General features: G+C 71.4%; 23 protein-coding genes and 1 tRNA gene. 14 read left to right on the top strand and 10 right to left on the bottom strand.

All coding sequences use genetic code 11. The annotated features are described in order from the left end of the window. Positions 1-93: 93 nt before the first annotated feature. A complete protein-coding gene (gene paaN / locus ACFRU2_RS29990; RefSeq protein WP_351371516.1) occupies positions 94-1,776 on the top strand; it encodes a phenylacetic acid degradation protein PaaN in 1,683 nt (560 codons plus the stop codon). 3 nt (positions 1,777-1,779) lie between these two features. Here the strand turns inward: paaN and ACFRU2_RS29985 are convergent, their stop codons facing one another. The 3 genes from ACFRU2_RS29985 to ACFRU2_RS29975 all read right to left on the bottom strand — a co-directional run bounded on the left by ACFRU2_RS29985 (position 1,780) and on the right by ACFRU2_RS29975 (position 4,678). Continuing rightward, positions 1,780-2,541 carry a TrmH family RNA methyltransferase gene (locus ACFRU2_RS29985; RefSeq protein WP_382977810.1) on the bottom strand — a complete coding sequence of 254 codons (762 nt, stop codon included), beginning with the start codon at positions 2,539-2,541 and terminating at the stop codon, positions 1,780-1,782. A 269-nt stretch (positions 2,542-2,810) separates the two neighbouring features. Further along, a complete protein-coding gene (locus ACFRU2_RS29980) occupies positions 2,811-3,992 on the bottom strand; it encodes an HTTM domain-containing protein (protein WP_382977807.1) in 1,182 nt (393 codons plus the stop codon). Then, positions 3,980-4,678, bottom strand: a complete 699-nt coding sequence (locus tag ACFRU2_RS29975; RefSeq protein WP_382977805.1) for a DUF5819 family protein — start codon at positions 4,676-4,678, stop codon at positions 3,980-3,982. The genes ACFRU2_RS29980 and ACFRU2_RS29975 overlap by 13 nt, the downstream gene beginning before the upstream one ends. Before the next feature lie 145 nt (positions 4,679-4,823). Between ACFRU2_RS29975 and paaA the strand changes: the two genes are divergently transcribed. From paaA to ACFRU2_RS29945, 6 genes are all read left to right on the top strand, one after another. Continuing rightward, a complete protein-coding gene (gene paaA, locus ACFRU2_RS29970; protein ID WP_382977802.1) occupies positions 4,824-5,885 on the top strand; it encodes a 1,2-phenylacetyl-CoA epoxidase subunit PaaA in 1,062 nt (353 codons plus the stop codon). Next, entirely contained in the window at positions 5,882-6,166 is a 285-nt protein-coding gene (paaB, locus tag ACFRU2_RS29965; RefSeq protein ID WP_243331024.1) for a 1,2-phenylacetyl-CoA epoxidase subunit PaaB, read from the top strand. Before paaA ends, paaB begins: the two co-directional genes overlap by 4 nt. Then, positions 6,163-6,909 (top strand): 1,2-phenylacetyl-CoA epoxidase subunit PaaC, encoded by a 747-nt coding sequence (gene paaC, locus ACFRU2_RS29960; RefSeq protein ID WP_382977800.1) that lies wholly within the window; start codon positions 6,163-6,165, stop codon positions 6,907-6,909. Before paaB ends, paaC begins: the two co-directional genes overlap by 4 nt. After that, positions 6,900-7,436 (top strand): 1,2-phenylacetyl-CoA epoxidase subunit PaaD, encoded by a 537-nt coding sequence (gene paaD, locus ACFRU2_RS29955; RefSeq protein WP_382977864.1) that lies wholly within the window; start codon positions 6,900-6,902, stop codon positions 7,434-7,436. The genes paaC and paaD overlap by 10 nt, the downstream gene beginning before the upstream one ends. After that, a complete protein-coding gene (locus ACFRU2_RS29950; protein ID WP_382977797.1) occupies positions 7,437-8,615 on the top strand; it encodes a 2Fe-2S iron-sulfur cluster-binding protein in 1,179 nt (392 codons plus the stop codon). 120 nt (positions 8,616-8,735) lie between these two features. Further along, entirely contained in the window at positions 8,736-9,887 is a 1,152-nt protein-coding gene (locus ACFRU2_RS29945; RefSeq protein ID WP_382977795.1) for an acyl-CoA dehydrogenase family protein, read from the top strand. Positions 9,888-9,899: 12 nt separating this feature from the next. On the opposite strand, the gene ACFRU2_RS29940 is transcribed toward ACFRU2_RS29945, so the two are convergent. The 6 genes from ACFRU2_RS29940 to ACFRU2_RS29915 form a co-directional block, all read right to left on the bottom strand. Continuing rightward, entirely contained in the window at positions 9,900-10,244 is a 345-nt protein-coding gene (locus ACFRU2_RS29940) for a rhodanese-like domain-containing protein (protein ID WP_382977792.1), read from the bottom strand. Between the two features lie 52 nt (positions 10,245-10,296). After that, entirely contained in the window at positions 10,297-11,136 is an 840-nt protein-coding gene (locus ACFRU2_RS29935) for a J domain-containing protein (protein ID WP_382977789.1), read from the bottom strand. Positions 11,137-11,293: 157 nt separating this feature from the next. Next, positions 11,294-12,742, bottom strand: a complete 1,449-nt coding sequence (locus ACFRU2_RS29930; protein WP_382977786.1) for a DUF2252 domain-containing protein — start codon at positions 12,740-12,742, stop codon at positions 11,294-11,296. A gap of 44 nt (positions 12,743-12,786) precedes the next feature. Then, positions 12,787-13,434, bottom strand: coding sequence for a response regulator (locus ACFRU2_RS29925; RefSeq protein ID WP_382977861.1), 648 nt, complete (start codon positions 13,432-13,434; stop codon positions 12,787-12,789). 20 nt (positions 13,435-13,454) lie between these two features. Continuing rightward, complete coding sequence (locus tag ACFRU2_RS29920; RefSeq protein WP_382977783.1) at positions 13,455-15,146, bottom strand: sensor histidine kinase; 1,692 nt, start codon at positions 15,144-15,146, stop codon at positions 13,455-13,457. 267 nt (positions 15,147-15,413) lie between these two features. After that, positions 15,414-15,496 (bottom strand) — tRNA-Leu (locus ACFRU2_RS29915). Between the two features lie 293 nt (positions 15,497-15,789). Here ACFRU2_RS29915 and ACFRU2_RS29910 point away from each other — a divergent pair. The 7 genes from ACFRU2_RS29910 (at position 15,790) to ACFRU2_RS29880 (ending at position 25,126) form a co-directional block, all read left to right on the top strand. Beyond that, a complete protein-coding gene (locus ACFRU2_RS29910; protein ID WP_382977780.1) occupies positions 15,790-16,644 on the top strand; it encodes an FhaA domain-containing protein in 855 nt (284 codons plus the stop codon). Between the two features lie 10 nt (positions 16,645-16,654). Next, positions 16,655-17,161 carry an FHA domain-containing protein gene (locus ACFRU2_RS29905; protein ID WP_250738692.1) on the top strand — a complete coding sequence of 169 codons (507 nt, stop codon included), beginning with the start codon at positions 16,655-16,657 and terminating at the stop codon, positions 17,159-17,161. Between the two features lie 141 nt (positions 17,162-17,302). Then, the gene (locus ACFRU2_RS29900) at positions 17,303-18,778 is read left to right on the top strand and encodes a PP2C family protein-serine/threonine phosphatase (protein WP_382977775.1); all 1,476 of its coding nucleotides are present in this window, start codon (positions 17,303-17,305) and stop codon (positions 18,776-18,778) included. 31 nt (positions 18,779-18,809) lie between these two features. After that, complete coding sequence (locus tag ACFRU2_RS29895) at positions 18,810-20,234, top strand: FtsW/RodA/SpoVE family cell cycle protein (RefSeq protein WP_382977772.1); 1,425 nt, start codon at positions 18,810-18,812, stop codon at positions 20,232-20,234. After that, positions 20,231-21,697 (top strand): peptidoglycan D,D-transpeptidase FtsI family protein, encoded by a 1,467-nt coding sequence (locus ACFRU2_RS29890; RefSeq protein WP_382977770.1) that lies wholly within the window; start codon positions 20,231-20,233, stop codon positions 21,695-21,697. Before ACFRU2_RS29895 ends, ACFRU2_RS29890 begins: the two co-directional genes overlap by 4 nt. Positions 21,698-21,911: 214 nt before the next feature. Then, positions 21,912-23,942 carry a Stk1 family PASTA domain-containing Ser/Thr kinase gene (gene pknB, locus ACFRU2_RS29885; RefSeq protein ID WP_382977767.1) on the top strand — a complete coding sequence of 677 codons (2,031 nt, stop codon included), beginning with the start codon at positions 21,912-21,914 and terminating at the stop codon, positions 23,940-23,942. 146 nt (positions 23,943-24,088) lie between these two features. Then, positions 24,089-25,126 (top strand): restriction endonuclease, encoded by a 1,038-nt coding sequence (locus ACFRU2_RS29880; protein ID WP_382977764.1) that lies wholly within the window; start codon positions 24,089-24,091, stop codon positions 25,124-25,126. Positions 25,127-25,136: 10 nt separating this feature from the next. Here the strand turns inward: ACFRU2_RS29880 and ACFRU2_RS29875 are convergent, their stop codons facing one another. After that, a complete protein-coding gene (locus ACFRU2_RS29875) occupies positions 25,137-25,856 on the bottom strand; it encodes a class E sortase (RefSeq protein ID WP_382977762.1) in 720 nt (239 codons plus the stop codon). Between the last annotated feature and the right edge of the window lie 18 nt (positions 25,857-25,874).

The raw sequence follows: 25,874 nt of genomic DNA, 5'->3' as shown, positions 1-25,874 counted from the left end.
TCGGTTACTCTAACTCCAGTCTGCTCTTGTTCATCCCTTCTTGCCTGCCCCGATCGCCTGATCCCGCCCGGCTCAAAGAGGAGTTGGTCCCTGATGGCCGCCGAGCTCACCGTCCCCCAGCTGTCCGCCAAGCACCGGCCCACCCTGGACCAGGCGCTGGCCACCATCCGCAGCCGCGCCTACTGGTCCCCGCACCCCGAGCACCCCAAGGCGTACGGCGAGACCGCGCCGGCCGACGGCCTCGCCGCCTTCGAGGCGCTGCGCGGCACCCGGCTCGACCTCGGGCAGCCCGGGACCGACGGCTGGACGGGCGCGGAGACCTCCCCGTACGGAGTGGAGCTCGGCGTCGAGTACCCGCACGTGGACCCGGAGGTGCTGCTGCCCGCGATGCGGGCCGGCATGGGCGCCTGGCGGGACGCCGGGCCCGAGGTGCGCGCCCTGGTCTGCATCGAGATCCTGGCCCGGATCTCGGCGCGGACGCACGAGTTCGCGCACGCCGTCATGCACACCAGCGGCCAGGCCTTCATGATGGCGTTCCAGGCGGGCGGCCCGCACGCACAGGACCGCGGCCTGGAGGCGGTGGCCTACGCCTACGAGGAGCAGACCCGCGTCCCGGGGCAGGCCGACTGGTCGAAGCCGCAGGGCAAGAAGGACCCGCTCGAGCTCGGCAAGACCTTCACGGCCGTCCCGCGGGGCATCTCCCTGATGATCGGCTGCAACACCTTCCCCACCTGGAACGGGTACCCGGGCATCTTCGCCTCCCTCGCCACGGGCAACCCGGTGCTGGTCAAGCCGCACCCGCGCGCCGTCCTCCCGCTGGCGCTGACCGTCCAGGTGGCCCGCGAGGTCCTCGGCGACGCCGGCTTCGACCCGAACCTGGTCGCGCTGGCCGTGGAGCGCCCGGGCGAGGGCATCGCCAAGGAGCTCGCCGTCCGGCCCGAGATCAAGGTCATCGACTACACCGGGTCCACCGAGTTCGGCGACTGGCTCGAGGTCAACGCCCGCCAGGCGCAGGTCTACACGGAGAAGGCCGGCGTCAACACCGTCGTCCTGGACTCCACCGACAACTACAAGGGCATGCTGTCCAACCTGGCCTTCTCCCTCTCCCTCTACAGCGGCCAGATGTGCACCACCCCGCAGAACCTGCTGATCCCGCGCGACGGCATCGAGACGGACGCCGGGCACAAGTCCTACGACGAGGTCGTCTCGGACCTCGCGGGCGCGGTCGGCGGCCTGCTCGGCGACGACGCCCGGGCCAACGCCCTGCTGGGCGCGCTGGTCAACCCGGACGTGAAGGCCCGCCTGGAGGCCGCGGCCGGGCTCGGCGAGGTCGCGCTCGCCTCGCGCGAGGTGACGCACCCCGACTTCCCGGGCGCGGTCGTGCGCACGCCGGTGATGGTCAAGCTGGACTCGGCCAAGCCCGACGACTCCGCCCCCTACCTCTCGGAGTCCTTCGGCCCGATCTCCTTCGCGGTGGCGGTCGACTCCACGCAGGGCGCCCTCGACCTGCTGCGGCGCACCGTCCGCGAGAAGGGCGCCATGACGGTCGGGGCGTACACCACGTCCGCGGACACCGAGCGGGCCATCGAGGAGGTCTGCCTGGAGGAGTCGGCGCAGCTCTCGCTGAACCTGACGGGCGGGGTCTACGTGAACCAGACCGCGGCCTTCTCCGACTTCCACGGCTCCGGCGGCAACCCGGCGGCGAACGCCGCGCTGTGCGACGGGGCGTTCGTGTCGAACCGCTTCCGCGTGGTGGAGGTCCGCCGCCAGGGCTGATCCCTAGACGGTCCCCTTCGGCCCGCCCCAGTGGAAGAGGGCCATGGCCACGCTGGTGGCCAGGTTGTAGCTGGAGACCTGCGGCCGCATCGGCAGGGACACCAGGTGATCGGCGCGGGCGCGCAGCTCGGGCGAGATCCCGTGGCGTTCGGAGCCGAAGGCGAGCAGGGCCTCGTCCGGGAGGGTGAGGGCGCGGATGTCCTCGCCCTCCGGGTCGAGGGCGTACAGCGGGCCGGGCGGCAGCGTGTCGAGCTCCACCCGGTCCACGGTCGTGGCGTAGTGCAGACCCGCGCCCGCCCGGACCACATTGGGGTGCCAGGGGTCCAGATCCCCCCGGGTGACCACGCCGGTGGCGCCGAAGCCGGCGGCGAGCCGGACGACGGCGCCGACGTTGCCCAGGTTGCGGGGGTTGTCGAGGAGCACGATCGGGGCCGTCCTGGGCCGTGCGTCGAGCCGGGCCCGCCCCTCGGCCCGGCCGGGCCGGACCGCGAGGGCCGCCACCCCGGTGGGGTGCACCCGCGGCAGCAGCCCCTTGAGCGGTGCCCGCCGCACCAGCCGGGCCACGTCCGCCTCCACGTCCTCGGCCAGCTCGTGCGCGAGGCCCCGTACGGCTTCCGGTTCATCGGCGACCGCGATGCGCACATCCGCCCCGAACCGCAGGGCGTGCTTCAGCGCGTGGAACCCGTCGAGGAGCACGAGATCCTCCCGCGCGGCAGCCTCCTGCCACTGCCGTGCGATCTCCTCGGGACTCCCGTACTCACTCATACGCCGAGCGTACGGTCCCCTCAGCACCGGCTCCTTCCCCTACCCGCCCTTCCACCGTTCCCTGGGGCTCCGCCCCAGACCCCGCTCCTCAAACGCCGGAGGGGCTGGATTTTCGCTGGCGTCAGCCACCTCCAGCCCCTCCGGCGTTTGAGGAGCGGGGGTCCGGGGGCTGGCCCCCGGGAACGGCGCCGCACGCGGCAAAGGGTCCGGGCGGAGCCCGGGGAACGGTGGAAGGGCGGGTAGGGGACGCCCCGCAGGGCCGCCGGGCCTCAGCGCGGGACGGGGCTGGGCAGCGCAGGCTCGGGATCCGCGTACGGCTCCGGACCCGGCTCCCGGTCCGGCACGGACCGCCGTGCGGCGACCCGCGCACCGAGCCAGACGAGAAACCCGGTCGGCAGGAACACCGCATCGGCGGCGATCATCGCCATCGAGAAGAACGGCAGCCCCAGCAGCACGGCGATCCCGGCGTGCTCCAGCATCATCAGCGCCAGCAGCACGTTCTTGATCCGCCGGTTGAACAGGGTGAACGGGAAGGCCACCTGGACCGCGACCGTCCCGTAGGACAGCAGCATGACCAGCGTGCCGCTGCTCCCGAGGAAGGCCGAGACCCCGGGCCACGGGGTGAAGTAGTCCAGGTTCAGCGGGTAGTACAGCGCCGTGCCGTCCTGCCACCGCGAACCCTGGATCTTGTACCACCCGGCCGTCGCGTAGATCAGGCAGACCTCCACCATGATCACCAGCATTCCGGCGTTGTGCAGCAGGTTGGCCAGGACGTCGAGGACGGCCCGCCCCTCCCCCTCCGGCTCGTAGCGGTCGACCATCCACCACAGCGCGGCGAGCACCCACAGGGCCGTGAAGACCACCAGCCAGCCGGTGCTGAACCGCCCGGTCGCGGCCCCGTACGCGAAGACCGCGCCGAGCACGACCCACAGCACCGGCCCCGCCCGCCCGGCCGAGGCCGCGCCGAGCCGGCGGGCGCGGCGGGCGTCCAGCGACCACACCTGCGCGCACCGGGTCAGCACGAGGTAGATCGCCATCAGGTGGATGACGTTGTCCCCGCCGTCGCCCATGAAGACGCTGCGGTTCTGCAGGGACAGCACGCCGACCATGAACACCACGGAGGTCGCCCGGGTGCGCCAGCCCATCATCAGCAGGGCGGACGAGAGCACGGCCACGGCGTAGACGATCTCGAACCAGAGCGCCGAGTCCGACCACATCAGCACCGTGAAGGCACGGTTCGAGTCGATCAGCTGCCGCGCCAGGTCCCAGCTCCACGGGCCGTCCGGCCCGTACATCTCGTGGCGGTGGGGAAACTCCCGCAGCAGGAAGAACAGCCAGGTGCCGGCGAAGCCGATGCGGACCACGGCGCTCTGGTACGGACCCAGCGCCTGCCCGCTGACCCGGGCCAGCGCCCGTCCGGCGGAGGCCTTGAGCCCCCTCAGACCGTCCACCACGGCAGCTCCCGGTAGTACGTCTGGGTGTCGGCCTTCTCGTCGGACCACTCGGGTGCGGCGACCTCCGTCGTCGCCCCGCGCAGCTGGATCCGCACGATCCGGCCCTCCGCCAGGTGCCCGCCCTTGCCCACGGACGTATCGGCCGGCGTGCGCGGGTCCAGCCGGTCCAGGGCGATCCGGCGCAGGTATTCCTCGGCCAGTGCGCCGCGATCGCCGGTGGACTTGTTGTCGTCGTCGTGGGAGCCGGTGAAGAAGTCCCAGGCCCGGCGGAGCTCGTTCTGCTCGGTGTGGCTCGGCAGCAGGCTGTGGCGGATGGCCGCGCCGTCCTCGGCGGACAGCCCGCGCCAGTTTCCCGTCACCAGCTGTCCGTCGTCCGTGCGCACCTCCGCGCGCACCTCCACCGCGATGTTCTGCTGGAGCGGGTTCGGGGCGAAGAGCTTCCAGTTCTGTTCGAACTCGGGGTAGATCCAGCCGTCGATCGTGCGGGCGTGCCGCTTGCTGACCGTGTTGGACGGGGCCACGTGCAGGAAGACGAGGGCCAGGTGCCCGCAGGCGGCCACCGCCACCGCGCCGAGGGCGAGGGCCGTGACGACCCGGTACGGCGTGGACAGGCCGGCGATTCCGGGGGCTCTGGACGGGGGTGGAGCCGCCGCTTCGAGGGGCTCGCGCTCGTTCGAATCCATCCCGCCCCGATCATCCGGTGTCCACAGGGTTGACCACAGAGGTTGACACCCTACGGGCCCTCGTCCCACCATTGAAGAGCATGAACCGAACGATCGGTCGGTCGGGCGGGACGAGGCGGGAACAGACCTCTGACAGGGGGCCGTGATGGTGGCAGTGACCCCGGCAGTGACATCGGGGACCGGGGGGCGGGACGCGCAGCAGGACGCCCTGCAGGACGCGGGGATCGGCGTGACCGCCGACCTCGGTGCGCAGCTCGCGGCGGCCTTCGACGCGGCCGTGGCGGCCGACGAGCGGGTGGAGCCGCGCGACTGGATGCCCGACGAGTACCGCGCCACCCTGGTCCGTCAGATGGCCCAGCACGCCCACTCCGAGATCATCGGCATGCAGCCCGAGGCGAACTGGATCACCCGCGCGCCCTCGCTGCGCCGCAAGGCGATCCTGATGGCGAAGGTCCAGGACGAGGCCGGCCACGGGCTGTACCTGTACAGCGCCGCCGAGACCCTGGGCACCAGCCGCGACGAGCTCCTCGACAAGCTCCACGCCGGGAAGCAGAAGTACTCCTCGATCTTCAACTACCCCACGCTGACCTGGGCCGACGTCGGCGCCATCGGCTGGCTCGTGGACGGCGCGGCGATCACCAACCAGGTCCCGATCTGCCGCTGCTCCTACGGGCCCTACGCGCGGGCCATGGTCCGGATCTGCAAGGAGGAGTCCTTCCACCAGCGCCAGGGGTACGAGCTCCTCCTCGCCCTCTCCCGGGGCACCGAGGCCCAGCACGCGATGGCGCAGGACGCCGTGAACCGCTGGTGGTGGCCCTCGCTGATGATGTTCGGCCCGCCGGACGCCGAGTCGGGGCACTCCGCGCAGTCGATGGCCTGGCGGATCAAGCGCCACACCAATGACGACCTGCGCCAGCGCTTCGTGGACATCGCCGTCCCGCAGGCCGAGTCGCTGGGACTGACCCTGCCCGACCCGGACCTGAAGTGGAACGAGGAGCGCGGGCACCACGACTTCGGAGCCATCGACTGGGCGGAGTTCTGGGAGGTCCTCAAGGGCAACGGCCCGTGCAACGAGGAACGGATCGGCCAGCGCCGCACGGCGCACGAGGAAGGCGCCTGGGTGCGCGACGCGGCCGCGGCGTATGCGGAAAAGCAGGCGGCGGCCACGGCCGCCGCGGCAGACATCGGAAGCGAGGCTCGGGTATGACGCAGAACTGGCCCCTGTGGGAGGTGTTCGTCCGCTCGCGGCGCGGCCTCTCGCACACGCACGCGGGCAGCCTGCACGCCCCCGACGCGGAGATGGCCCTGCGCAACGCCCGCGATCTCTACACCCGGCGCGGCGAGGGCATCTCCATCTGGGTGGTGCCCTCCACGGAGATCACCGCCTCCTCCCCGGACGAGCGGGACCCGTTCTTCGCCCCGTCCGCCGACAAGCCGTACCGGCACCCCACCTTCTACGAGATCCCCGAGGGGGTGCAGCACCTGTGACGAGCACTGAGACGAGCACCGGAGCGGGTACGACCGCCGAGGCGGCGGCGCTGGCCCTCGGCGACGACGCGCTGATCCTTTCGCACCGCCTCGCCGAATGGGCGGGCCACGCGCCCGTCCTGGAGGAGGAGGTCGCGCTCGCCAACATCGCCCTCGACCTCCTCGGCCAGGCCCGCGTCCTGCTGTCGACGGCCGGCGACGAGGACGAGCTGGCCTACCTCCGCGAGGAGCGGTCCTTCCGCAACCTCCAGCTGGTCGAGCAGCCGAACGGCGACTTCGCCCACACCATCGCGCGCCAGCTCTACTTCTCGCTCTACCAGCACGAGCTCTACGGCGAACTCGCGCTCGGCGAAGGCCCGTTCGCGCCGCTCGCCGCCAAGGCGGTCAAGGAGACCGCCTACCACCGCGACCACGCCGAGCAGTGGACGCTGCGGCTCGGCGACGGCACCGAGGAGAGCCGGCGCCGGATGCGCGCCGGTCTGGACGGTCTGTGGAAGTTCACCGGGGAGATGTTCCGGCCGGTGGACGGGCTCGACGAGATCGACTGGGCCGCCCTGGAAGGCCGTTGGCTGGCCACGCTGGGCGGCGTACTGGAGCGGGCCGGACTGGAGCTGCCCCAGGGGCCGCGGCACGGCGCCTGGGCGGCCGGAGCCGGCCGGCAGGGGCTGCACACCGAGTCGTTCGGGCGGCTGCTCGCGGAGATGCAGCACCTGCACCGCAGCCACCCGGGGGCATCGTGGTGACCGGCCCCGGTGCGGGCGCCGCCGCCGGCGCCTGCACCGAGCAGACCCGGCTGGAGGTGGAGCTGGCCGCGCTGGCCGGCTCCGTCCCCGACCCCGAACTGCCCGTGCTCACCCTCGCCGAGCTCGGCGTGATGCGCGGGGTGCGGATGCACGAGGACGGCCACGTGGAGGTCACCCTGACCCCCACTTACACCGGCTGCCCGGCCATCGAGGCCATGTCCGCCGACATCGAGCGGGTCCTGACCGACCACGGCATACCGGAGGTCCGGGTGCGGACCGTGCTGGCCCCCGCCTGGTCCACCGACGACATCAGCGCCGAAGGCCGCCGCAAACTGGCGGAGTTCGGCATCGCCCCGCCGCGGCCGCACGCCGCCGGCGGACCGGTCCCGCTCACTTTGTCCGTCCGCTGCCCGAACTGCGGATCGACCGACACCGAGCTGCTCAGCCGGTTCTCCTCCACCGCATGCAAGGCGCTGCGCCGCTGCATCGCCTGCCGTGAACCGTTCGACCACTTCAAGGAGCTGTAAATGGCCGTGTCACCGACGTCGCCCACGCCGGTGGCGCCCGCCGGCCCGGAGGCCGCCGCGTCGGCGCGCCCCGCGCGCCACGGTGCGTTCCACACCTTGACGGTGACGGCGGTCGACCGGCTCACCGAGGACTCCGTGGCCCTGACCCTGGCCGTCCCGCCGGAGCTGCGCGCCGAGTACCGGCACGCCCCCGGCCAGCACCTCACCCTGCGCCGCGGCGGCTCCGGCACGGCGGGCACCGCAGCGCAGGGTGAGGTGCGGCGCACCTACTCGATCTGCTCCCCCGCCCCGGCCGCCGACGGCCCCGGCCCTGCCGCGCTGCGGGTCGGGGTGCGGCTGGTAGAGGGCGGGGAGTTCTCCTCCTTCGCCCACAAGAAGATCGCCGCCGGGGACGTCCTGGACGTGATGGTCCCGGCCGGCCGCTTCGTCCTGGACCCCGCGGCGGCGCCGCCCGCCGCGCACTACGCCGCGATCGTCGGCGGCAGCGGCATCACCCCGGTGCTGTCGATCGCCGCCACCCTGCTCGCCGCCCGCCCCGACGCCCGTTTCTGCCTGGTGCGCAGCGACCGCAGCGCGGCTTCGACGATGTTCCTGGAGGAGGTCGCCGACCTCAAGGACCGCTATCCCGACCGGTTCCAGCTCGTCACCGTGCTGTCCCGGGAGGAGCAGGAGGCCGGGCTGCCCTCGGGGCGTCTCGGCGAGGAGCGGCTGACGGAGCTGCTGCCCGCGCTGCTGCCGGTCGCGGAGGTGACGGGCTGGTTCCTGTGCGGGCCGTACGGTCTGGTGACGGGAGCGGAGCGGGCGCTGGCCGGGCTCGGTGTCCTGCGGACCCGGGTCCACGAGGAGGTCTTCCACGTCGAGGACACGGCCCCGCCCGCACGCACCGCTTCGGCCGACACCACCAGCGGCCGGGTCACGGCGCGGCTCGACGGCCGCTCGGGCACCTGGCCGGTACGCGACGGCGAGTCCCTGCTCGACGCGGTGCTCCGGGCCCGCGCGGACGCCCCGTACGCCTGCAAGGGCGGGGTGTGCGGCACCTGCCGGGCGTTCGTCGTCTCGGGCGAGGTGCGGATGGACCGCAACTTCGCGCTGGAGGAGCAGGAGACGGAGGCCGGGTTCGTGCTGGCCTGCCAGTCGCACCCGGTGTCGGAGGAAGTGGAGATCGACTTCGACCGCTGAGCCGGGGGACGGCGCGGCCCGCGCCCTCGCCCCTGCCGCCCCCCTGTCAAATTTCCAGAACGTGTTCTATCTTGACGCACCGTCAGGCGAGCACGATTCGGGTACGCGGGAGGACAGGCAGTGGACTTCACCTTCACCGAGGAGCAGCAGGCCGCCGTCGAGGCGGCCAAGGCCGTGTTCGCGGACGTGGCCCCCGACGGCGTGCCCAGCCCCGCACTCACCCCGAGGGCGGTGGCCGAGGAGTTCGACCGCGAGCTGTGGGCGAAGCTGGCCGACTCCGACCTGCTGAGCCTGGTCCTGGCCGAGGAGCACGGCGGCTCCGGACTCGACGCCATCGCCCTGTGCCTGGTCCTGCGCGAGTCGGCGCGGGTCCTGGCCCGGGTGCCGCTCCTGGAGCACTGCGCCACCGCCATGGCCGTCCAGGCCCACGGCAGCCCCGAGCTGGCCGGAGCCCTGCTGCCCGGCGCCGGGCAGGGCAGCCTCGTCCTCACCGCCGCCGCGCACGGCCGCAGCGGCCACGACCCGGCCGAGCTGTCCGTCACCGCACGGCGGGAACGACAAGAAGGGGACACCTGGGTCCTGGAAGGCCTCCAGACGGCCGTCGCCTGGGCGCACAGCGCCGACTGGATCGCCGTGCCGGCCCACACCGGGGAGGGCGAGGCGGTCCTCGCGTTCGTCCCCCGGGTCACCGAGGGCCTGTCCCTCGCGGAGCAGTACTCCACCAGCGGGGAGCGGCTCGCCGAGCTCACCCTCGACGGCGTACGGGTCCCGGCCGCGCACCTGATCGAGGCGCCCGGCGCCTGGGACCACCTGCGCCAGCTCCTGGCCACGGGGACCTGCGCCCTCGCGCTGGGGCTCGGCGAGAACGTGCTCACCATGACCAGCCAGTACACGAGCAAGCGCGAACAGTTCGGCTTCCCGGTGGCCAGCTTCCAGGCCGTCGCCGTCCAGGCCGCCGACCGCTACATCGACCTGCGCGCCATGGAGGTCACCCTCTGGCAGGCCGCCTGGCGGCTCGACGCCTCCACGGGCGGAGCGGGCGGACCGCTGCCGAGCGCCGGTGACGTGGCCGTGGCCAAGATCTGGGCCTCCGAGGGCGTACGCCGCGTCGTGCAGACCGCACAGCACCTGCACGGAGGCTTCGGCGCCGACACCGACTACCCGCTGCACCGCTACCACGCCTGGGCCAAGCAGCTGGAGCTCCAGCTCGGCCCGGCCGCAGCCCACGAGGAGGCGTTGGGTGACCTGCTGGCCGCCCACCCCCTCGCCTAGGGCCCTGCGGTCTCAGACGACGAAGCCCGGGGTGCCCGCGTCGGTGACGACCGGGCGGCCCGCGGCCTCCCAGTCCTGCATGCCGCCGGCCACGTTCACGGCGTCGATGTCCTGGCCCCGCAGGTACTGGGCCACCTGGGCGGAGCGTCCGCCGACCCGGCACATCACGTAGACCGGGCGCTCTTCCTCGATCTTCTCGGTCAGCTCACCGATGCGCGCGACGAACTCGCTCATCGGGATGTGCAGCGCGCCCTCGGCATGGCCGGCCGCCCATTCGTCGTTCTCGCGAACGTCGAGGACAAAGGCTTCGGAAGGCAGCGCGGAGGCGGCCACCGAGGGAAGCGGTCCGGAGTTCATGTCTGTCGCCTTCTCTCGTCACGGATAGCTGAGCCAACCTATCCGACCGGCCTCACTCGGCGGTGAGGGCCGCCAGTTCCGCCTCGCGCTTCTCGACGTCGCCGAGCAGCTGCTCGGCGATCTCCTCCAGCAGCCGGTCCGGGTCCTCCGGAGCCATCCGCAGCATCGACCCGATCGCGCTCTCCTCGAGGTCCCGGGCCACCACCGACAGCAGCTCCTTGCGGCGCGAGAGCCACTCCAGGCGCTCGTACAGCTCCTCGCTCTCGCTCAGCCGCTGCTCGGCCGGCGCCGGGCCCTCCGCCCACTCCTGTGCCAGCTCGCGCAGGACCTGCTCCTCGCCGCGCCCGTAGGCCGCGTTGACCCGCGCGATGAACTCGTCGCGCCGCTCGCGCTCGGCCTCGTCCTGGGCCAGGTCGGGATGTGCCTGGCGGACCAGCTCGCGGTAGAGGCGGCGCACCTCCTCCGAGGGGCGCACCCGCTCCGGCGGCCGCACCGCGCGGTCCGTGAGCATGGCGGAAGCGTCGTCGGACATCCCGTCCGAGTCCAGCCAGTCGTGGAACAGCTCGTCCACCCCGGGCATCGGCATCACCAACGAGCGGGCCTCGCGCGCACGGCGCAGGTCCTCCGGGTCCCCGGTGCGCTGCGCCTTCGCCTCGGCGATCAGCGCGTCCAGCTCGTCGAGCCGCGAGTACATGGGGCCGAGCTTCTGGTGGTGCAGGCGGGAGAAGTTCTCGACCTCCACCCGGAAGGTCTCCACCGCGATCTCGAACTCGATCAGTGCCTGCTCGGCGGCCCGCACCGCGCGCTCCAGGCGCGCCTCGGGCCGTTCGTCGGCAGCGGGGCCGGGGCCGGAGCCGGGCTCGGACGCTTCGGGAACAGTCTGCTCGCTCACCCGGCCAGCCTAAGGCCCTGGGGCCCGGGTGTTTCACGTGAAACATCCACCGGTTTCACGTGAAACATCCCGACGGCTCGTCCCCGGACCCGGCCCCGGGCTCGGACCCGGTCTGAGACCCCGGCCCCGGACCCGGCCCCGCTCTCAGACGCCTCTCTCAGACCCCGGACTCCGCCGCGATCCGGCCGGACCGCACCGCCGCCACCAGCACCGCGTGGTCGGCCTCGCTCCGGTCGGCGTAGGCCACGGCGAAGCCGGCCACGGCCTCGTCCAGCTCGTCGCTCTTGCCGCAGTACCCGGCCAGCAGCCGCGGATCCGCGCTGTGCGCGTGCGCCCGCGCCAGCAGGGCTCCGGTCATCCGCCCGTAGTCGTCGAACTGGTCGGCGGCCAGCGCCGCCGGGTCCACGCTGCCCTTGCGGTTGCGGAACTGGCGGACCTGGAAGGGCCGCCCCTCCACGGTCGTCCAGCCCAGCAGGATGTCGGAGACCACCTGCATCCGCTTCTGCCCGGCCACCACCCGGCGGCCCTCGTGCTCCTCCGGCGGGGAGACGAAGCCGAGCCCGGGCAGGTGCGGCAGCAGCGCGGAAGGCCTGGCCTCCTTCACCTGGAGGACCAGCGCCTCACCCCGGTGGTCCAGCAGCAGCACCACGTACGAGCGCGTGCCGACGCTGCCCGTGCCCACCACCCGGAAGGCCACGTCGTGGATCGCGTACCGGGCCAGCAGCGGCAGCCGGTCGCCCTGCAGGGTCTCCAGGTAGGGACCCAGCGCGGCCGCCACGGCCGCCGCCTCCCCGTCCCCGACCCGGCGCAGCACGGGCAGCGCGTCCACGAAGGCGCGGCCCCCGTCGGGCGTGCGCTCGGTGGACTTGGCGGCGAACCGGGCGGAGGTGTTGTTGCGGGCCTTCTCCGAGACGCGTTCCAGGGTGCCCAGCAGGTCACGGGCATCGGTGTGCGAGACCAGTTCCTCGTCCGCGATGGCGTTCCACGCGTCGAGGGCCGGCAGTTTGGCCAGCAGGCGCATCGTGCGGCGGTAGGCGCCCGCCGCGTCGTGCGCGGCCGCCCGGCAGGTCTCCTCGTCCGCGCCGGCCACCCGGCCCGCCAGGACCAGCGAGGTGGCCAGCCGCTTGAGGTCCCACTCCCACGGACCGAAGACGGTCTCGTCGAAGTCGTTGAGGTCGATGACCAGCCGGCCGCGCGCGTCCCCGTACAGGCCGAAGTTGGCCGCGTGGGCGTCCCCGCATATCTGCGCGCCGATCCCGGTGACGGGACCGCCGGAGAGGTCGTGGGCCATCAGCCCGGCCGACCCGCGCAGGAAGGCGAAGGGGTTGGCGGCCATCCGGCCGACCCGTATCGGGGCGAGTTCGGCGACCCGCCCGACGTTGGACTCCTCCACCGCCCGTACCGCGTCAGGACGGTCGGCCGGAGCCTCGAACCGCGCGTGCGCCGACCGGGGCACCTGCGTGCGCAGCGCCTTGCCCGCCTCCCGGGGCGAGACGGCCGGCGAGACGGCTGAGCGCCGCTGAGCGAACCCCTCGACCACCGGGATCCGTACCCTCGACACCGTCGACTCCGGTCCCACGCCGTGCTGCTGCGCTACCGCCGTCATGCGCCCCGCCCCCTGATCGCCATCGGATTTCGGCCCGACCGTACCTACAGCCCGGCATCCCTGGCCAGCAGGGCCGCCTGCACCCGGTTCTCGCATTCCAGTTTCGCCAGGATCCGGCTCACGTACGTCTTCACCGTGGCCTCGCTCATGTGCAGCCGCCGCCCCGCGTCCGCGTTCGACAGCCCCTCCCCCAGCAGCGCCAGCACCCCGCGCTCGCGTTCGCTCAGTTCGGCCACCCGGCGCCGCGCCTGCTCGTCGCGGCCGGCCGTCCGGCCCGACGCGATCTGGTCCACCACGTGCCGGGTCGCCGCCGGGGACAGGTACGCGTCCCCCGCCGCGGCCGCCCGTACGGCGCCGATGAGTTCGCCGGGCGCCGAGTCCTTCAGCAGGAACCCCGCTCCGCCGCCGCTCAGCGCCCGCAGCACGTTCTCCTTCTCCCCGAAGGTGGTCAGGATCAGCGCCCGCACCTCGGGTGCCGCCCGCCCGAGCTCACCCAGCGCCGTCAGCCCGTCCATCACCGGCATCTGGATGTCCAGCAGCACCACGTCCGGGCCGTGCGCCCGGGCCAGTTCCACCGCCTCCCGGCCGTTCGCCGCCTCGGCGACGACCTCGATGTCCGCCGCCGAGGTCAGGATCATCCTGATCCCGGCCCGGATCAGCGGTTCGTCATCAGCGATCACCACGCGGATCACCTTGGCTGTCACCCCTGCTCCTACTGCTTGGCCTCGTACGCCTGCTTCTCGACGAGCTTGCCGTCCTTGAAGCAGAACCGGAAAACGCTGTCGCTGTCCCAGTCGCCGCCGCCCTCCGCGAGCAGGGCCAGACAGGAGGCACCCTGCGGAATCGGCGGCCCCTTCCGGTCGAGTCCGTCGGTCAGGATGGTGTCGCCGCTGGGCAGCCGCGACCGTACCGCGGTCTCCGGCTCACCCACCTGGATCTCGTCGTACTCGGCCCGGCCGATCGTCGCGTCGCTCACCGAGCCCACCAGCAGCGCCACCGCGGCCCCGATCACGATCAGCAGCACCACCACGGCCGCGACCGCGATCCCGCAGCCCAGCGTCACGCCCCCGACGCGACTTCCGTTCAGCAGCTTCCGGTCGACCGCGTCCCAGTCCACCGGCCCGGCGTTCCCGCTCAGGGTCCTGGCCTGCACCTGCTGTCCGAAGTCGTCGGCGACCGCGCCCGGTCCCGCGTCCTGGGCCCCGGCCGGCTCGGTCCCGTACGGGAGCACCCCGGCCACCCGGAACCCGCCGCCCTCCACGGTCCCCGCGTAGACCATGCCGCCGACCAGCCGGGCCCGTTCGCGCAGTCCGGTCAGCCCCTGCCCGCCGGACACCACCTCACCGGCGCCCGGGCCGGCCGCCGGGCCGTTGGCGATCTCCACCACCAGGGAGTCGTCCTCGTACCGCAGTTCCACCGTGATGGGCGCGCCCGGCGCGTGCTTGTAGGCGTTGGTCAGCGCCTCCTGCGCGATCCGGTACGCCGCGTGGTCGCACGCCGCGACCAACGGCCTGGGCTGCCCCGCCGTGCTGAGCCGTACGTCCGTCCCCGCGCTCCGCGCCGACTCCACGATCCCGGCGATGCCCGCCACCCCGCGCGCGGCGGGCTGCGCCTCTTCGACGGGCAGCGGCGCCTCCACCCCGTCCCGCAGGATGCCGACGACCTCGCGCAGCTCGTGCATGGCGGCGACCGAGGCCTGGCGCAGGACGCCCACCGCCTCGCGCTGCCGGTCGGTGAGGACCGGATCGACCTCCAGGGCACCGGTGTGCACCGAGATCAGCGCGAGCTGGTGGCCGAGGCTGTCGTGCATGTCCTGGGCGATGCGCTGGCGTTCGCGCAGCCGGGCCTGGCCCGCGACCATCGCCCGCTCGCGCAGCAGCTGGGCGTTGCGCTCCTGGAGGGCGCGCAGCAGCGTATGGCGCTGGGACCAGTAGCGGCTGGCCAGACCGGGCATGACCACCATGGCCAGGAACATCAGTGCGCTGAAGACGACGATCAGGACCGCGCGGCCCTGCGACCACTCCTTGACCACGCTGAGGACGACGGCCAGGGCGAAGGCTCCGGTGAAGGCGCCGAGCGCCCGTCCGACACCGACGATGCGGCGCCCCGCCGACCAGCCGAGGGGGATCGCCACGAGGAAGGCCCCGGGCAGGTAGACGCCCACCACCGAGCCGGCCACCAGCGTGAACACCGGCAGCCGCCGCCGCAGCAGGGTCAGCACCACCACGGCCACGGCACTGGCCAGCATCCGCGCCGCGGAGCCGTTGTCGAGCTCCTCGACCCCCAGTCCGATCAGCACCAGCACCCCGGCCAGCGCCAGATCCCCGGCCAGCATCCGCCGGGTCCAGGGCTCGGGCCCCTTCACCCAGTCCCATCCCGTACGCACCCTCGCCGTCGCATCCACGCGCCCGACCCTAGACACCGCGCCACCACCGGGCTGCCCTCTTTCGTCGCGCCCCCCGCAACGAAAGTCTCCCGGCGCAGTCCCGCCGCTTCTCCCCTACGGGCGGCCTGCATCGCCGGGGCCAACACCCGGTACGGGAACGGCATCACGGCCCCGCCCCCGCCCCCGACGCAGCCGAGACCCTCGTCACCCCCGAGCCCGTGACCTCCGGGCACAACGAAAGAGCCCCCGCTCCGGATTTCTCCGGAGCGGGGGCTCTTTCACATGTGCGCGAGGGGGGATTTGAACCCCCACGTCCCGAAGGACACTGGCACCTGAAGCCAGCGCGTCTGCCGTTCCGCCACTCGCGCAAAGTGACTACCAGCGGTTCTTCCCTTGCGGGCCGTTCCCCTGGCGACATCGGAACATTAGCACGTCGGAGGGGCTGGATTCACATCGCTTTTCGTGCTCTCGCGGCGCCCGCCGACGACCGCCCCTCCCGCACCCGGCCGCCGGTGCGGGACACTGTCCTCGGGGCGCCCCTACGATCGCTTGTGAGGACCAACACTCATGCGCACGTGACCGATGGGGAACCACCCGAATCCGCCACGCGTGGATACGATCAGTAAGCAGTACAGGGCGACAACGACGGAGGAGGTGCCCCATGGGAGTCCTGAAGCGGTTCGAGCAGCGACTCGAAGGTCTGGTGAACGGCACCTTCGCCAAGGTCTTCAAGTCCGAGGTCCAGCCGGTGGAGATCGCGGGCGCCCTCCAGCGCGAGTGCGACAACAACGCCACCATCTGGAACCGCGAGCGGACTGTCGTCCCCAACGACTTCATCGTGGAGCTGAGCACGGGCGACTACGAGCGCCTGAGCCCTTACTCGGGCCAGCTCGGCGACGAGCTCGCGGGCCTCGTCCGCGACTACGCCAAGCAGCAGCGCTACAGCTTCATGGGCCCCATCAAGGTCCAGCTGGAGAAGGCCGACGACCTGGACACCGGGCTCTACCGGGTCCGCAGCCGCACGCTCGCCGCCAGCACCTCCCAGTCCCCCGGCCAGCCCGGTCCGGGCCAGGGACAGGGCCACCAGGCCCCCCCGGCCCAGCCCGGCGGCTACGGGTACCCCCCGGCCTCCGCGCCGCCCATGCCCGCAGGACCGCCCCCGGGCGGACCCGGCGCACGGCGGCCGAACGCCGGCGGACCGGGCGGACCGGCTCCCGTACCTTCCGGCGGCGCCGTCCGGCGCCACTGGATCGAGATCAACGGCACCCGCCACCAGATCTCGCGCCCTACGCTCGTACTCGGCCGAAGCACCGAGGCCGACGTGCGGATCGACGACCCCGGCGTATCGCGCCGGCACTGTGAGATCCGGACCGGAACGCCCTCGACGATCCAGGATCTGGGGTCCACCAACGGCATCGTGGTGGACGGGCAGCACACCACCCGCGCTACGCTCCGCGACGGTTCACGGATCGTCGTGGGCAGCACCACCATCATTTACCGGCAAGCCGAAGGGTGAAGCGGGGGCAATGTCAGAGCTGACCCTGACGGTCATGCGGTTGGGTTTCCTGGCCGTTCTGTGGCTGTTCGTCATCGTGGCCGTTCAGGTCATCCGCAGCGATCTCTTCGGTACGAGAGTGACGCAGCGCGGTTCCCGACGCGGCGGGGGCGCTTCCGGCACCCCGGCGGCGCAGCAGGGCCGCCAGGCCTCTGCTCCACCGCAGCAGCGCCAGCGCCGCGGTGCGCCGACCAAACTCGTCGTCTCCGAGGGCACCCTCACGGGCACCACGGTGGCCCTCGCCGGCCAGACGATCACCTTGGGCCGCGCCCACGACTCCACGATCGTGCTGGACGACGACTACGCCTCCAGCAGGCATGCCAGGATCTACCCGGACCGTGACGGTCAGTGGATCGTCGAGGATCTCGGGTCCACCAACGGCACGTATCTCGACCGGACCCGGCTGACCACCCCGACGCCCATTCCGCCGGGCGCCCCGATCCGCATCGGCAAGACCGTCATCGAGCTGCGGAAGTAGTACGAGAATGAGCGAGCGGAGCGAGCGAGCCGCAGCGGTCCGTCCCACCGGGGACACGGACCCGAGCGCGCTCCAGGCCGGAGGGTGGGCAGTGTGGCTCGAGACCGGTTGTACCCCGACGCGTCGACAGGGCAGGTGCGCATGAGTCTGTCCCTGCGGTTCGCCGCCGGATCGCACAAGGGCATGATCCGGGAGGGCAACGAGGACTCCGGCTACGCCGGGCCCCGTCTCCTCGCGATCGCCGACGGCATGGGCGGCCAGGCCGCCGGCGAGGTCGCCAGCTCCGAGGTGATCTCCGCCCTCGTGCAGCTCGACGACGACGTCCCGGGCTCCGACATGCTCACCGCGCTCAGCACCGCGGTGCAGCGCGCCAACGACCAGTTGCGGGTCATGGTCGAGGAGGACCCCCAGCTCGAGGGCATGGGCACCACGCTCACCGCCCTGCTGTGGACGGGCCAGCGCCTCGGCCTGGTCCACGTCGGCGACTCCCGCGCCTACCTGCTCCGCGACGGCGTCCTCACGCAGATCACCCAGGACCACACCTGGGTGCAGCGCCTCGTCGACGAGGGCCGGATCACCGAAGAGGAAGCCACCACCCACCCGCAGCGCTCCCTGCTGATGAGGGCCCTGGGCAGCGGCGACATCGTCGAGCCCGACCTCTCCATCCGCGAGGTCCGGGTCGGCGACCGCTACCTGATCTGCTCCGACGGACTCTCCGGCGTGGTCTCCCACCAGACCCTGGAAGAGACCCTCGCCGACTACCACGGCCCCCGCGAGACCGTGGCCTCGCTCATCCAGCTCGCGCTGCGCGGCGGCGGCCCCGACAACATCACCTGCATCGTGGCCGACGTCCTCGACACCGACAGCGGCGACACCCTGGCCGCGCAGGTCAACGACACCCCGGTCGTCGTCGGCGCGGTCGCCGAGAACCAGCACCACCAGCTCTTCGACGGCGGCAACGCCATGCAGACGCCGGCCGGCCGCGCCTCCGGGCTCGGCCGCCAGACCCCCCCGCCCGCCGGCGCCTTCGGCCCCCCCGGCAGCGGCGAGGCACCGGGTTACGGCGGCTACGGCGCCCAGGGACAGGGCGGCGGAGCCGACGCGTACGGCAGCTTCGGCGACCCCGACCCGTACGACGGCGACTCCGGGTACGAGGACACGTACGACCACCCCCGCCGGCGGCGCGGCAAGGGCCGCAAGTGGACCACGCGCACGCTGACGCTGCTCGTGGTGCTCGGTGTCATCGGCGGCGGCCTGTACGCGGGCTACCGCTGGACCCAGACGCAGTTCTACGTCGGGGTCAAGGACGAGCACGTCGCGCTCTTCCGCGGGATCAGCCAGAAGCTGGGGCCGCTGGAGCTCTCCAAGGTGGAGACCGACCGCCCCGACATCGAACTGAAGTACCTGCCGCCCTTCAAGCGCAAGCAGGTCGTGGACACGATCAGCGAAAGCAGCCTCGACTCCGCCCGTACGAAGATCGACGAGCTCGGCACCCAGACCTCCGCGTGCAAGAAGGACGAGGAGCGGCGTGCCGCCGAGGCGCAGGGCAACCAAACACCCGGCCCCGTCCTGACTGCCGCCGAGCAGCAGGTCGTCGGCCTGTGCGAGAAGCAGTAGACATACGCGGGCACAGGGGGCCCGCCACACCATGAGCGTTGTCACCAACACGACCACCATCGGCGCCATCGAGGCGCCGAGCCGGCGGAACACCGAGCTCCTGCTGCTCGCCTTCGCCGTGGTCATCCCGATCTTCGCCTACGCCAACGCAGGCATGTCGCTCCACGGGAAGCTGCCCCCGGGCATGCTCACCTACGGGCTCGGCCTCGGCGTCCTGGCGGGCATCGCCCACTTCGTCGTCCGGCGCTACGCCAAGTACGCCGACCCGTTGCTGCTGCCGATCGCCACGCTCCTCAACGGGCTGGGCCTCGTCCTGATCTGGCGCCTCGACCAGTCCGAGCGCCTGCAGAACCTGGCGAAGCGGTCCTTCGGAGCCTTCTCCGAGTCCGCGCCCCGGCAGATGATGTACACCGCCCTCGCGATCGCGCTGTTCGCCGGCGTGCTGCTGGTCCTCAAGGACCACCGCGTGCTCCAGCGGTTCACGTACATCTCCATGGCCGCCTCGCTCGTGCTGCTGATCCTGCCCGTGATCCCGGGTCTGGGGGCCGACGTCTTCGGCGCCAAGATCTGGATCAGCGTCGGCGGGTTCTCCATCCAGCCCGGCGAGTTCGCGAAGATCGTCATCGCCGTCTTCTTCGCCGGCTACCTCATGGTCAAGCGCGACGCCCTGGCGCTCGCCAGCCGCCGCTTCATGGGCCTCTACCTGCCGCGCGGCCGCGACCTCGGCCCGATCCTGATGATCTGGGCGATGAGCCTGCTCGTCCTGGTCTTCGAGAACGACCTCGGCACCTCGCTGCTCTTCTTCGGCATGTTCGTGATCATGCTGTACGTGGCCACCGAGCGGACGAGCTGGATCGTCATCGGCCTGCTCATGAGCGTCGGCGGAGCCACCGTGGTCGGCGCCACCGCCAGCCACGTCAAGGCCCGCGTCACGGCCTGGCTCGACCCCTTCGCCTGCTACCAGAAGTCCGGCGCCTGCGAGCAGGTCGGCCAGTCGATCATGAGCTTCGGCTCCGGCGGGGTCCTCGGCACCGGCTGGGGTCAGGGCAACTCCGACCTCATCGGCTTCGCCGCCAACTCCGACTTCATCTTCTCCACCGTCGGCGAAGAGCTCGGGCTCGCCGGGGTCATGGCCTTCCTCCTGCTCTACGGCCTGATCATCGAGCGGGGCGTGCGCACCGCCCTCGCCGCCCGCGACCCCTTCGGCAAGCTCTTCGCGATCGGCCTCTCCGGCGCCTTCGCGCTCCAGATCTTCGTGGTCGCCGGCGGAGTCATGGGCCTCATCCCCCTGACCGGCATGACCATGCCCTTCCTCGCGTCCGGCGGCTCGTCCGTCCTCGCGAACTGGATCCTCATCGCCATCCTCATCCGGATCAGCGACACCGCACGCCGCCCTGCCCCGGCCCCGGCACCGTCCCCCGACTCCGAGATGACCCAGGTGGTCCGCCCGTCATGAACAAGCCCCTGCGCCGCATCTCGATCTTCTGCGGGCTGCTCGTCCTGGCACTGCTCGTGCGGACCAACTGGCTCCAGTACGTCAAGGCCGAGGAGCTGAGCACCCGCAAGGAGAACCGCCGGGTCCAGATCGCCCAGTACGCCACCGAGCGCGGCAACATCATCGTCGAGGGCAAGCCGATCACCGGCTCCGCCGTCACCGACGGCAGCGACTACAAGTTCAAGCGGACCTACATGGACGGCCCGCTCTGGGCCCCCGTGACCGGCTACGCCTCGCAGGCCTTCGGTTCCACCCAGCTCGAGTCCCTCGAGGACGGCATCCTCACCGGCAACGACGACCGGCTCTTCTTCGACCGCACCATCGGCATGTTCACCGGCGAGAAGAAGCAGGGCGGCAACGTCGTCACGACGCTGAACGCCGCCGCGCAGAAGGCCGCGTTCGACAAGCTCGGCAGCAAGAAGGGCGCCGTCGCGGCGATCGACCCGCGCACCGGCGCGATCCTCGCCCTGGTCAGCACCCCCTCGTACGACCCCACCTCCTTCGCCGGCAACTCCAAGACCGACGAGAAGGCCTGGGTCGAGCTCAAGGACAGCGAGGACAAGAAGCTGGTCAACCGCGCCCTGCGCGAGACCTACCCGCCCGGCTCCACCTTCAAGGTGGTCACCGCCGCCGCGGCCCTGGAGAACGGCGTCGTCAAGAACATCGACGACCCGACCGACACCGAGGACCCGTACATCCTCCCGGGGACCAAGACCGAGCTGGTCAACCACGCCCCCGGATGCGGGAAGGCCAGCCTCAACGAGGCCATGCGCGTCTCCTGCAACTCCGTCTTCGCCAACATGGGCGACAAGGTGGGGCGGGACAACATGGTGAAGACCGCCGAGAAGTTCGGCTTCAACAACGACAAGATCGACACCCCGGTCCGCGCCTTCGCCAGCGTCTACGACAAGACCATGGGCAAGGACGGCAACGCCCTGAGCTCCATCGGCCAGTTCAACACGGCGGCCACCCCGCTGCAGATGGCCATGGTCACCGCGGCCATCGCCAACAACGGCAAGCTGATGAAGCCGTACATGGTCGACCAGCTGCAGTCGCCCAACGTCGACGTCATCGAGAAGCACGAGCCGCAGGAGATGAGCCGTCCCCTCTCCGCCGAGAACGCGAAGAAGATCCGGGACATGATGGTCAACGTGGTCGAGAAGGGCACCGGCACCACCGCCAAGATCAGGAACACCGTGGTCGGCGGCAAGACCGGTACCGCCCAGCACGGCGAGGGCAACAAGAAGCGCCCCTACGCCTGGTTCATCTCCTACGTCGAGAACTCGGACGGCAGCTCGCCGGTCGCCGTCGCCGTCGTCATCGAGGACAGCAGCGCGGACCGCGAGGACATCAGCGGCGCCGGGCTCGCCGCCCCGGTCGCCAAGGCCGTCATGGAAGCCGTGCTCAAGAGCAACAAGGGGTGACGGGCGGGGCCGAGCGCCACGCGAGAGCCGCAAGGGGCACACAGATGTGATCCGGGTCACCGTTCCCGCCCGGATCGGAGCGTACGGTACCGGTCCGGTATCAGCCTGTGGTCACGAACCGATCACCGACGATCGGCCGGTAGCCTTTGCGCGAACAGCACACCGCCGGACCACACACGGGTGCGGTCGGGACTGACGGAGAGGGCTGCACGTTATGGAAGAGCCGCGTCGCCTCGGCGGCCGGTACGAGCTGAGCCACGTGCTCGGCCGTGGTGGCATGGCCGAGGTCTACCTCGCCCACGACACCCGGCTCGGCCGTACCGTCGCCGTCAAGACCCTGCGCGCCGATCTCGCCCGCGACCCGTCCTTCCAGGCCAGGTTCCGCCGCGAGGCCCAGTCGGCCGCATCGCTCAACCACCCGGCGATCGTCGCCGTGTACGACACCGGCGAGGACTACGTCGACAACATCTCCATCCCGTACATCGTGATGGAGTACGTCGACGGCTCGACCCTGCGCGAGCTCCTGCACTCCGGCCGCAAGCTCCTGCCCGAGCGCACCCTGGAAATGTGCATCGGCATCCTCCAGGCGCTGGAGTACTCGCACCGCGCCGGCATCGTGCACCGCGACATCAAGCCCGCCAACGTCATGCTGACCCGCTCCGGCCAGGTCAAGGTCATGGACTTCGGCATCGCCCGCGCCATGGGCGACTCCGGCATGACCATGACGCAGACGGCCGCCGTCATCGGCACCGCCCAGTACCTCTCCCCGGAGCAGGCCAGGGGCGAGCAGGTCGACGCGCGCTCCGACCTCTACTCGGCCGGCTGCCTGCTGTACGAGCTCCTCGCCGTCCGGCCGCCGTTCATCGGGGACTCCCCGGTCGCGGTGGCCTACCAGCACGTACGGGAAGAGCCCCAGCCCCCGTCGAACTTCGACAGCGAGATCACGCCCGAAATGGACGCGATCGTACTGAAGGCGCTCGTCAAGGACGCCGACTACCGCTACCAGTCCGCGGACGAGATGCGCGCCGACATCGAGGCCTGCCTCGACGGCCAGCCCGTCGCGGCCACCGCCTCCATGGGCGTCGCCGGCTACGGCTACCCCGACCAGGGCAACGGCTACGGACACCAGGGCTACGACCAGCCCACCACCGCCCTGCGCAGCGCCGACCCGAACCAGACCTCCATGCTCCCGCCGATGCCCCCGGGCGACGGCGGGTACGGGGCCCCCGGGTACACGGACCAGGGCGGCTACGACCAGGGCGGCCGCGGCCGGCGTCCGCAGAAGAAGAGCAAGGCCTCCACGATCCTGCTGGTCACCGCCGGCATCCTCGTGCTGGTCGGCGCGATCCTGATCGGGCGCTCCCTCTTCAGCACCAACGCCGACAACCGGCCAGCGGTCCCCAAGCTCATCGGCGAAACCCTCGAAGCGGCCAAGGCGAACGGCACCAACGTCGGCGTCGTCGTGCAGCAGGACGGGGAGATGGCCTGCGACGCCGCCCCCAAGGGCACGGTCTGCCAGCAGGACCCGGCCGAGGGCACCAAGGTCGCCAAGAACTTCGTGGTCAAGGTGAAGATGTCCACGGGCGCGCCCAAGGTCCTCGTTCCGAACGTCGTCAACCTGGCGATCGCGGACGCGGAGAAGGCGCTCCAGGACAAGGGCTTCCAGATCGAGAAGTCGCAGGTCGAGTCCGAGCGGCCCGCCGGCACCGTCATCGATCAGAACCCGAAGAACGGCGAGGCCGAAAAGGGTTCGACCATCAAGCTGACGGTGGCCAAGGAAATCTCCAAGGTGACCGTCCCGGACCTGACCGGCAAGAGCCAGGCCGACGCCGCGAAGGCCCTGCAGGCCGTCAAGCTGAAGCTCGGCAGCGTCACCGAGGTCGACGCGGCCCCCGGCACGGCCCCCAAGACGGTCGTCAGCCAGGACCCCGGCATCAACAGCCAGGTCGACGTCAACTCGACGGTCAACATCTCCGTGGCCAAGCCGGTCCAGCAGCTCACGGTCCCGAACCTGGTCGGCAGGACCATCAACCAGGCCAGGATGGAGCTCGCCTCCAAGGGCCTGATCTTCGGATCCGTCCTGTCGGGCTCCTCCGACGGCAAGGCACGCATCCTGAGCACGGACCCGGCGGTCGGCAGCCCGGTGAGCCCCAACACGGTGATCAACGTGACCACGGTCCCCGACAACCAGCAAAACGGCGGCAACGACGGCGGCGGCTTCTTCGGAGGCCTAGGCGGCAACTAGCCCCGAGCACCACACAGCACGAAACGGGTCCGGCCCCTCTCCATGAGAGGGGCCGGACCCGTTTTTCGTCGCACGTGTCTTCATATGTACGAAATTCGTTAACCCGGATGGGGCAGGCAGCAGAGCCCGCCCGGGAGGGACGGATCATGATCAACGAATCGGTACTGCTGGAGTCCAGGACCCTGCGCACGAGCGTGCTGGAGCGGTCGGAGGTCCTGGACCGGGTGAAGGCCCTGTCCCTCCTGCCGGACGGACTCCACGTGACGACGGCGATGGTGGCGGCTTACTACGAAGTCAGCATCCAGGTCATGGACGCCTTGGTATTCGATCACCGGGACGAACTCTCAGCCAACGGCTATCGGGTTTTGACAGGTGCAGAACTGACTTACTTTAAGCAAGTCAGTGGGATCAGCAGCCGCGCCGCGGCCATCGCCCTCTACTCCCGACGAACCGTCTTGAACGTCGGAATGCTGCTCCGCGACAGCAAAGTCGCACGTCAGGTGCGTGCGTACCTCCTCGACACCGAGGCCAAGGTCCGCACACGCCCTGTGGATAACCCTGTCCACAGGCCCACTGGGGACGAGCTCGACGAGCGGATCGACCGCCGGATCACCGACGTACTCGGCAAGACCGTGGTGCCCATGCTGAACGTCCTCATCGAGACCTCGGGCGAACAGCGCCGCGAACTGATCTCCCTCCGCGAGGACGTCCAGCAGATCCAGATGAAGCTCGTCGAGCACGACCTCCAGATCAGCCGCCTCCAGCGCGGCCAGGACGTCCGGGCCCTCACCGGGGTCATCGGGACCATCGACGCCATGAACTGGAAGGAATTCGAGCTGCACGTCGCGGAGCTGCTGCGCCGTGACGGGTGCACCGACGTCGAGGTGTACGGCGGGCACGGCGGTGACCGCGGGGTCGACATCACCGCCAAGACGGCCGACGGACGGACCGTCGCCGTGCAGTGCAAGAACTTCGCGCCCTTCCGGCACGTGCTCAGCGGAGAGATGCAGAAGTTCCTCGGCTCCTCCAAGGTGCTCCACCAGGCCGACGTGGCCCTCTACGTGGCCACCTGCGCCTTCACGCGCGAGTCCCTGGCCATCGCCGCTCAGGGGGGCGTCACGGCCGTCCACAGGGGGCTTCTGGAGGCCTGGAGCGCCGGGGTACGGCTCCAGGTGCTGCGGTGACGTCGAACAGTCAGCGCAGCTCCGCCGGAGGCGTCCGCTTCGCGTCGACCTTTTCCGTGCGGACCAGCTCGCCCCACACGATGTAGCGGAACTTCGAGGTGTACACGGGCGTGCAGGTCGTCAGGGTGATGTAGCGGCCCGGTGCCGTCCGGCCCGACTCCTTGGGGATCGGGCTGATCGAGTCCACGTTGTACTTCGAGGTCTGGGTGAGCTCGGCGAAGACCTTGTACACGTACCAGGTGTCGCGGGTCTCGAAGACGACCGCGTCGCCGTTCTTCAGCTTGTCGATGTTGTGGAACTTGGCCCCGTGCCCGTCCCGGTGCGCCGCCAGCGCGAAGTTGCCGCCCGCCGGGTCCCACGGCAGCGCCGACTTCACCGGCTCCGTGTAGTAGCCCGCGACGCCGTCGTTGAGGACCTCCGAGTCGGTGCCCTTCTTGACCAGCACCTCGCCGTTCTTCATCGCCGGCACGTGCAGGAAGCCGATCCCGCCCTGGATGTCCAGCGCCCCCGGCGCCGCGGCGGCCTCCTGCGAGGGCGCCGCCCGTTCCCACTGCTCGCGCACCGCGTCCCCGCGCGCGGAGGCGTCCCGGTCGGCCAGGACGTTCGTCCACCAGAGGGAGTACGCCACGAAGAGTCCGAGCACCAGGCCCACCGTGATCAGGAGCTCGCCCAGCAGGCTCAGGAACCCCGCGAGGGCGCTGCGGCGCGGGGGCGGTGCGACACGTGACACTGCGGATCCTCTACGGGC

Origin of the sequence: Streptomyces sp. NPDC056883, assembly GCF_042788835.1 — a bacterium.
Taxonomy (GTDB): Bacteria; Actinomycetota; Actinomycetes; order Streptomycetales; family Streptomycetaceae; genus Streptomyces; species Streptomyces stoeckheimensis.
The sequence above is the reverse complement of the archived record's forward strand: the minus strand, read 5'-3'. Positions and strand labels throughout refer to the sequence as shown.

Bases quoted from the DNA above. Each gene is read 5' to 3' on its own strand.
- paaN (WP_351371516.1), top strand. From the start codon at position 94: ATGGCCGCCGAGCTCACCGTCCCCCAGCTGTCCGCCAAGCACCGGCCC.
- ACFRU2_RS29985 (WP_382977810.1), bottom strand. From the start codon at position 2,541: ATGAGTGAGTACGGGAGTCCCGAGGAGATCGCACGGCAGTGGCAGGAG.
- ACFRU2_RS29975 (WP_382977805.1), bottom strand. From the start codon at position 4,678: ATGGATTCGAACGAGCGCGAGCCCCTCGAAGCGGCGGCTCCACCCCCG.
- paaA (WP_382977802.1), top strand. From the start codon at position 4,824: ATGGTGGCAGTGACCCCGGCAGTGACATCGGGGACCGGGGGGCGGGAC.
- paaB (WP_243331024.1), top strand. From the start codon at position 5,882: ATGACGCAGAACTGGCCCCTGTGGGAGGTGTTCGTCCGCTCGCGGCGC.
- ACFRU2_RS29950 (WP_382977797.1), top strand. From the start codon at position 7,437: ATGGCCGTGTCACCGACGTCGCCCACGCCGGTGGCGCCCGCCGGCCCG.
- ACFRU2_RS29940 (WP_382977792.1), bottom strand. From the start codon at position 10,244: ATGAACTCCGGACCGCTTCCCTCGGTGGCCGCCTCCGCGCTGCCTTCC.
- ACFRU2_RS29930 (WP_382977786.1), bottom strand. From the start codon at position 12,742: ATGACGGCGGTAGCGCAGCAGCACGGCGTGGGACCGGAGTCGACGGTG.
- ACFRU2_RS29910 (WP_382977780.1), top strand. From the start codon at position 15,790: ATGGGAGTCCTGAAGCGGTTCGAGCAGCGACTCGAAGGTCTGGTGAAC.
- ACFRU2_RS29905 (WP_250738692.1), top strand. From the start codon at position 16,655: ATGTCAGAGCTGACCCTGACGGTCATGCGGTTGGGTTTCCTGGCCGTT.
- ACFRU2_RS29900 (WP_382977775.1), top strand. From the start codon at position 17,303: ATGAGTCTGTCCCTGCGGTTCGCCGCCGGATCGCACAAGGGCATGATC.
- ACFRU2_RS29895 (WP_382977772.1), top strand. From the start codon at position 18,810: ATGAGCGTTGTCACCAACACGACCACCATCGGCGCCATCGAGGCGCCG.
- ACFRU2_RS29890 (WP_382977770.1), top strand. From the start codon at position 20,231: ATGAACAAGCCCCTGCGCCGCATCTCGATCTTCTGCGGGCTGCTCGTC.
- pknB (WP_382977767.1), top strand. From the start codon at position 21,912: ATGGAAGAGCCGCGTCGCCTCGGCGGCCGGTACGAGCTGAGCCACGTG.
- ACFRU2_RS29880 (WP_382977764.1), top strand. From the start codon at position 24,089: ATGATCAACGAATCGGTACTGCTGGAGTCCAGGACCCTGCGCACGAGC.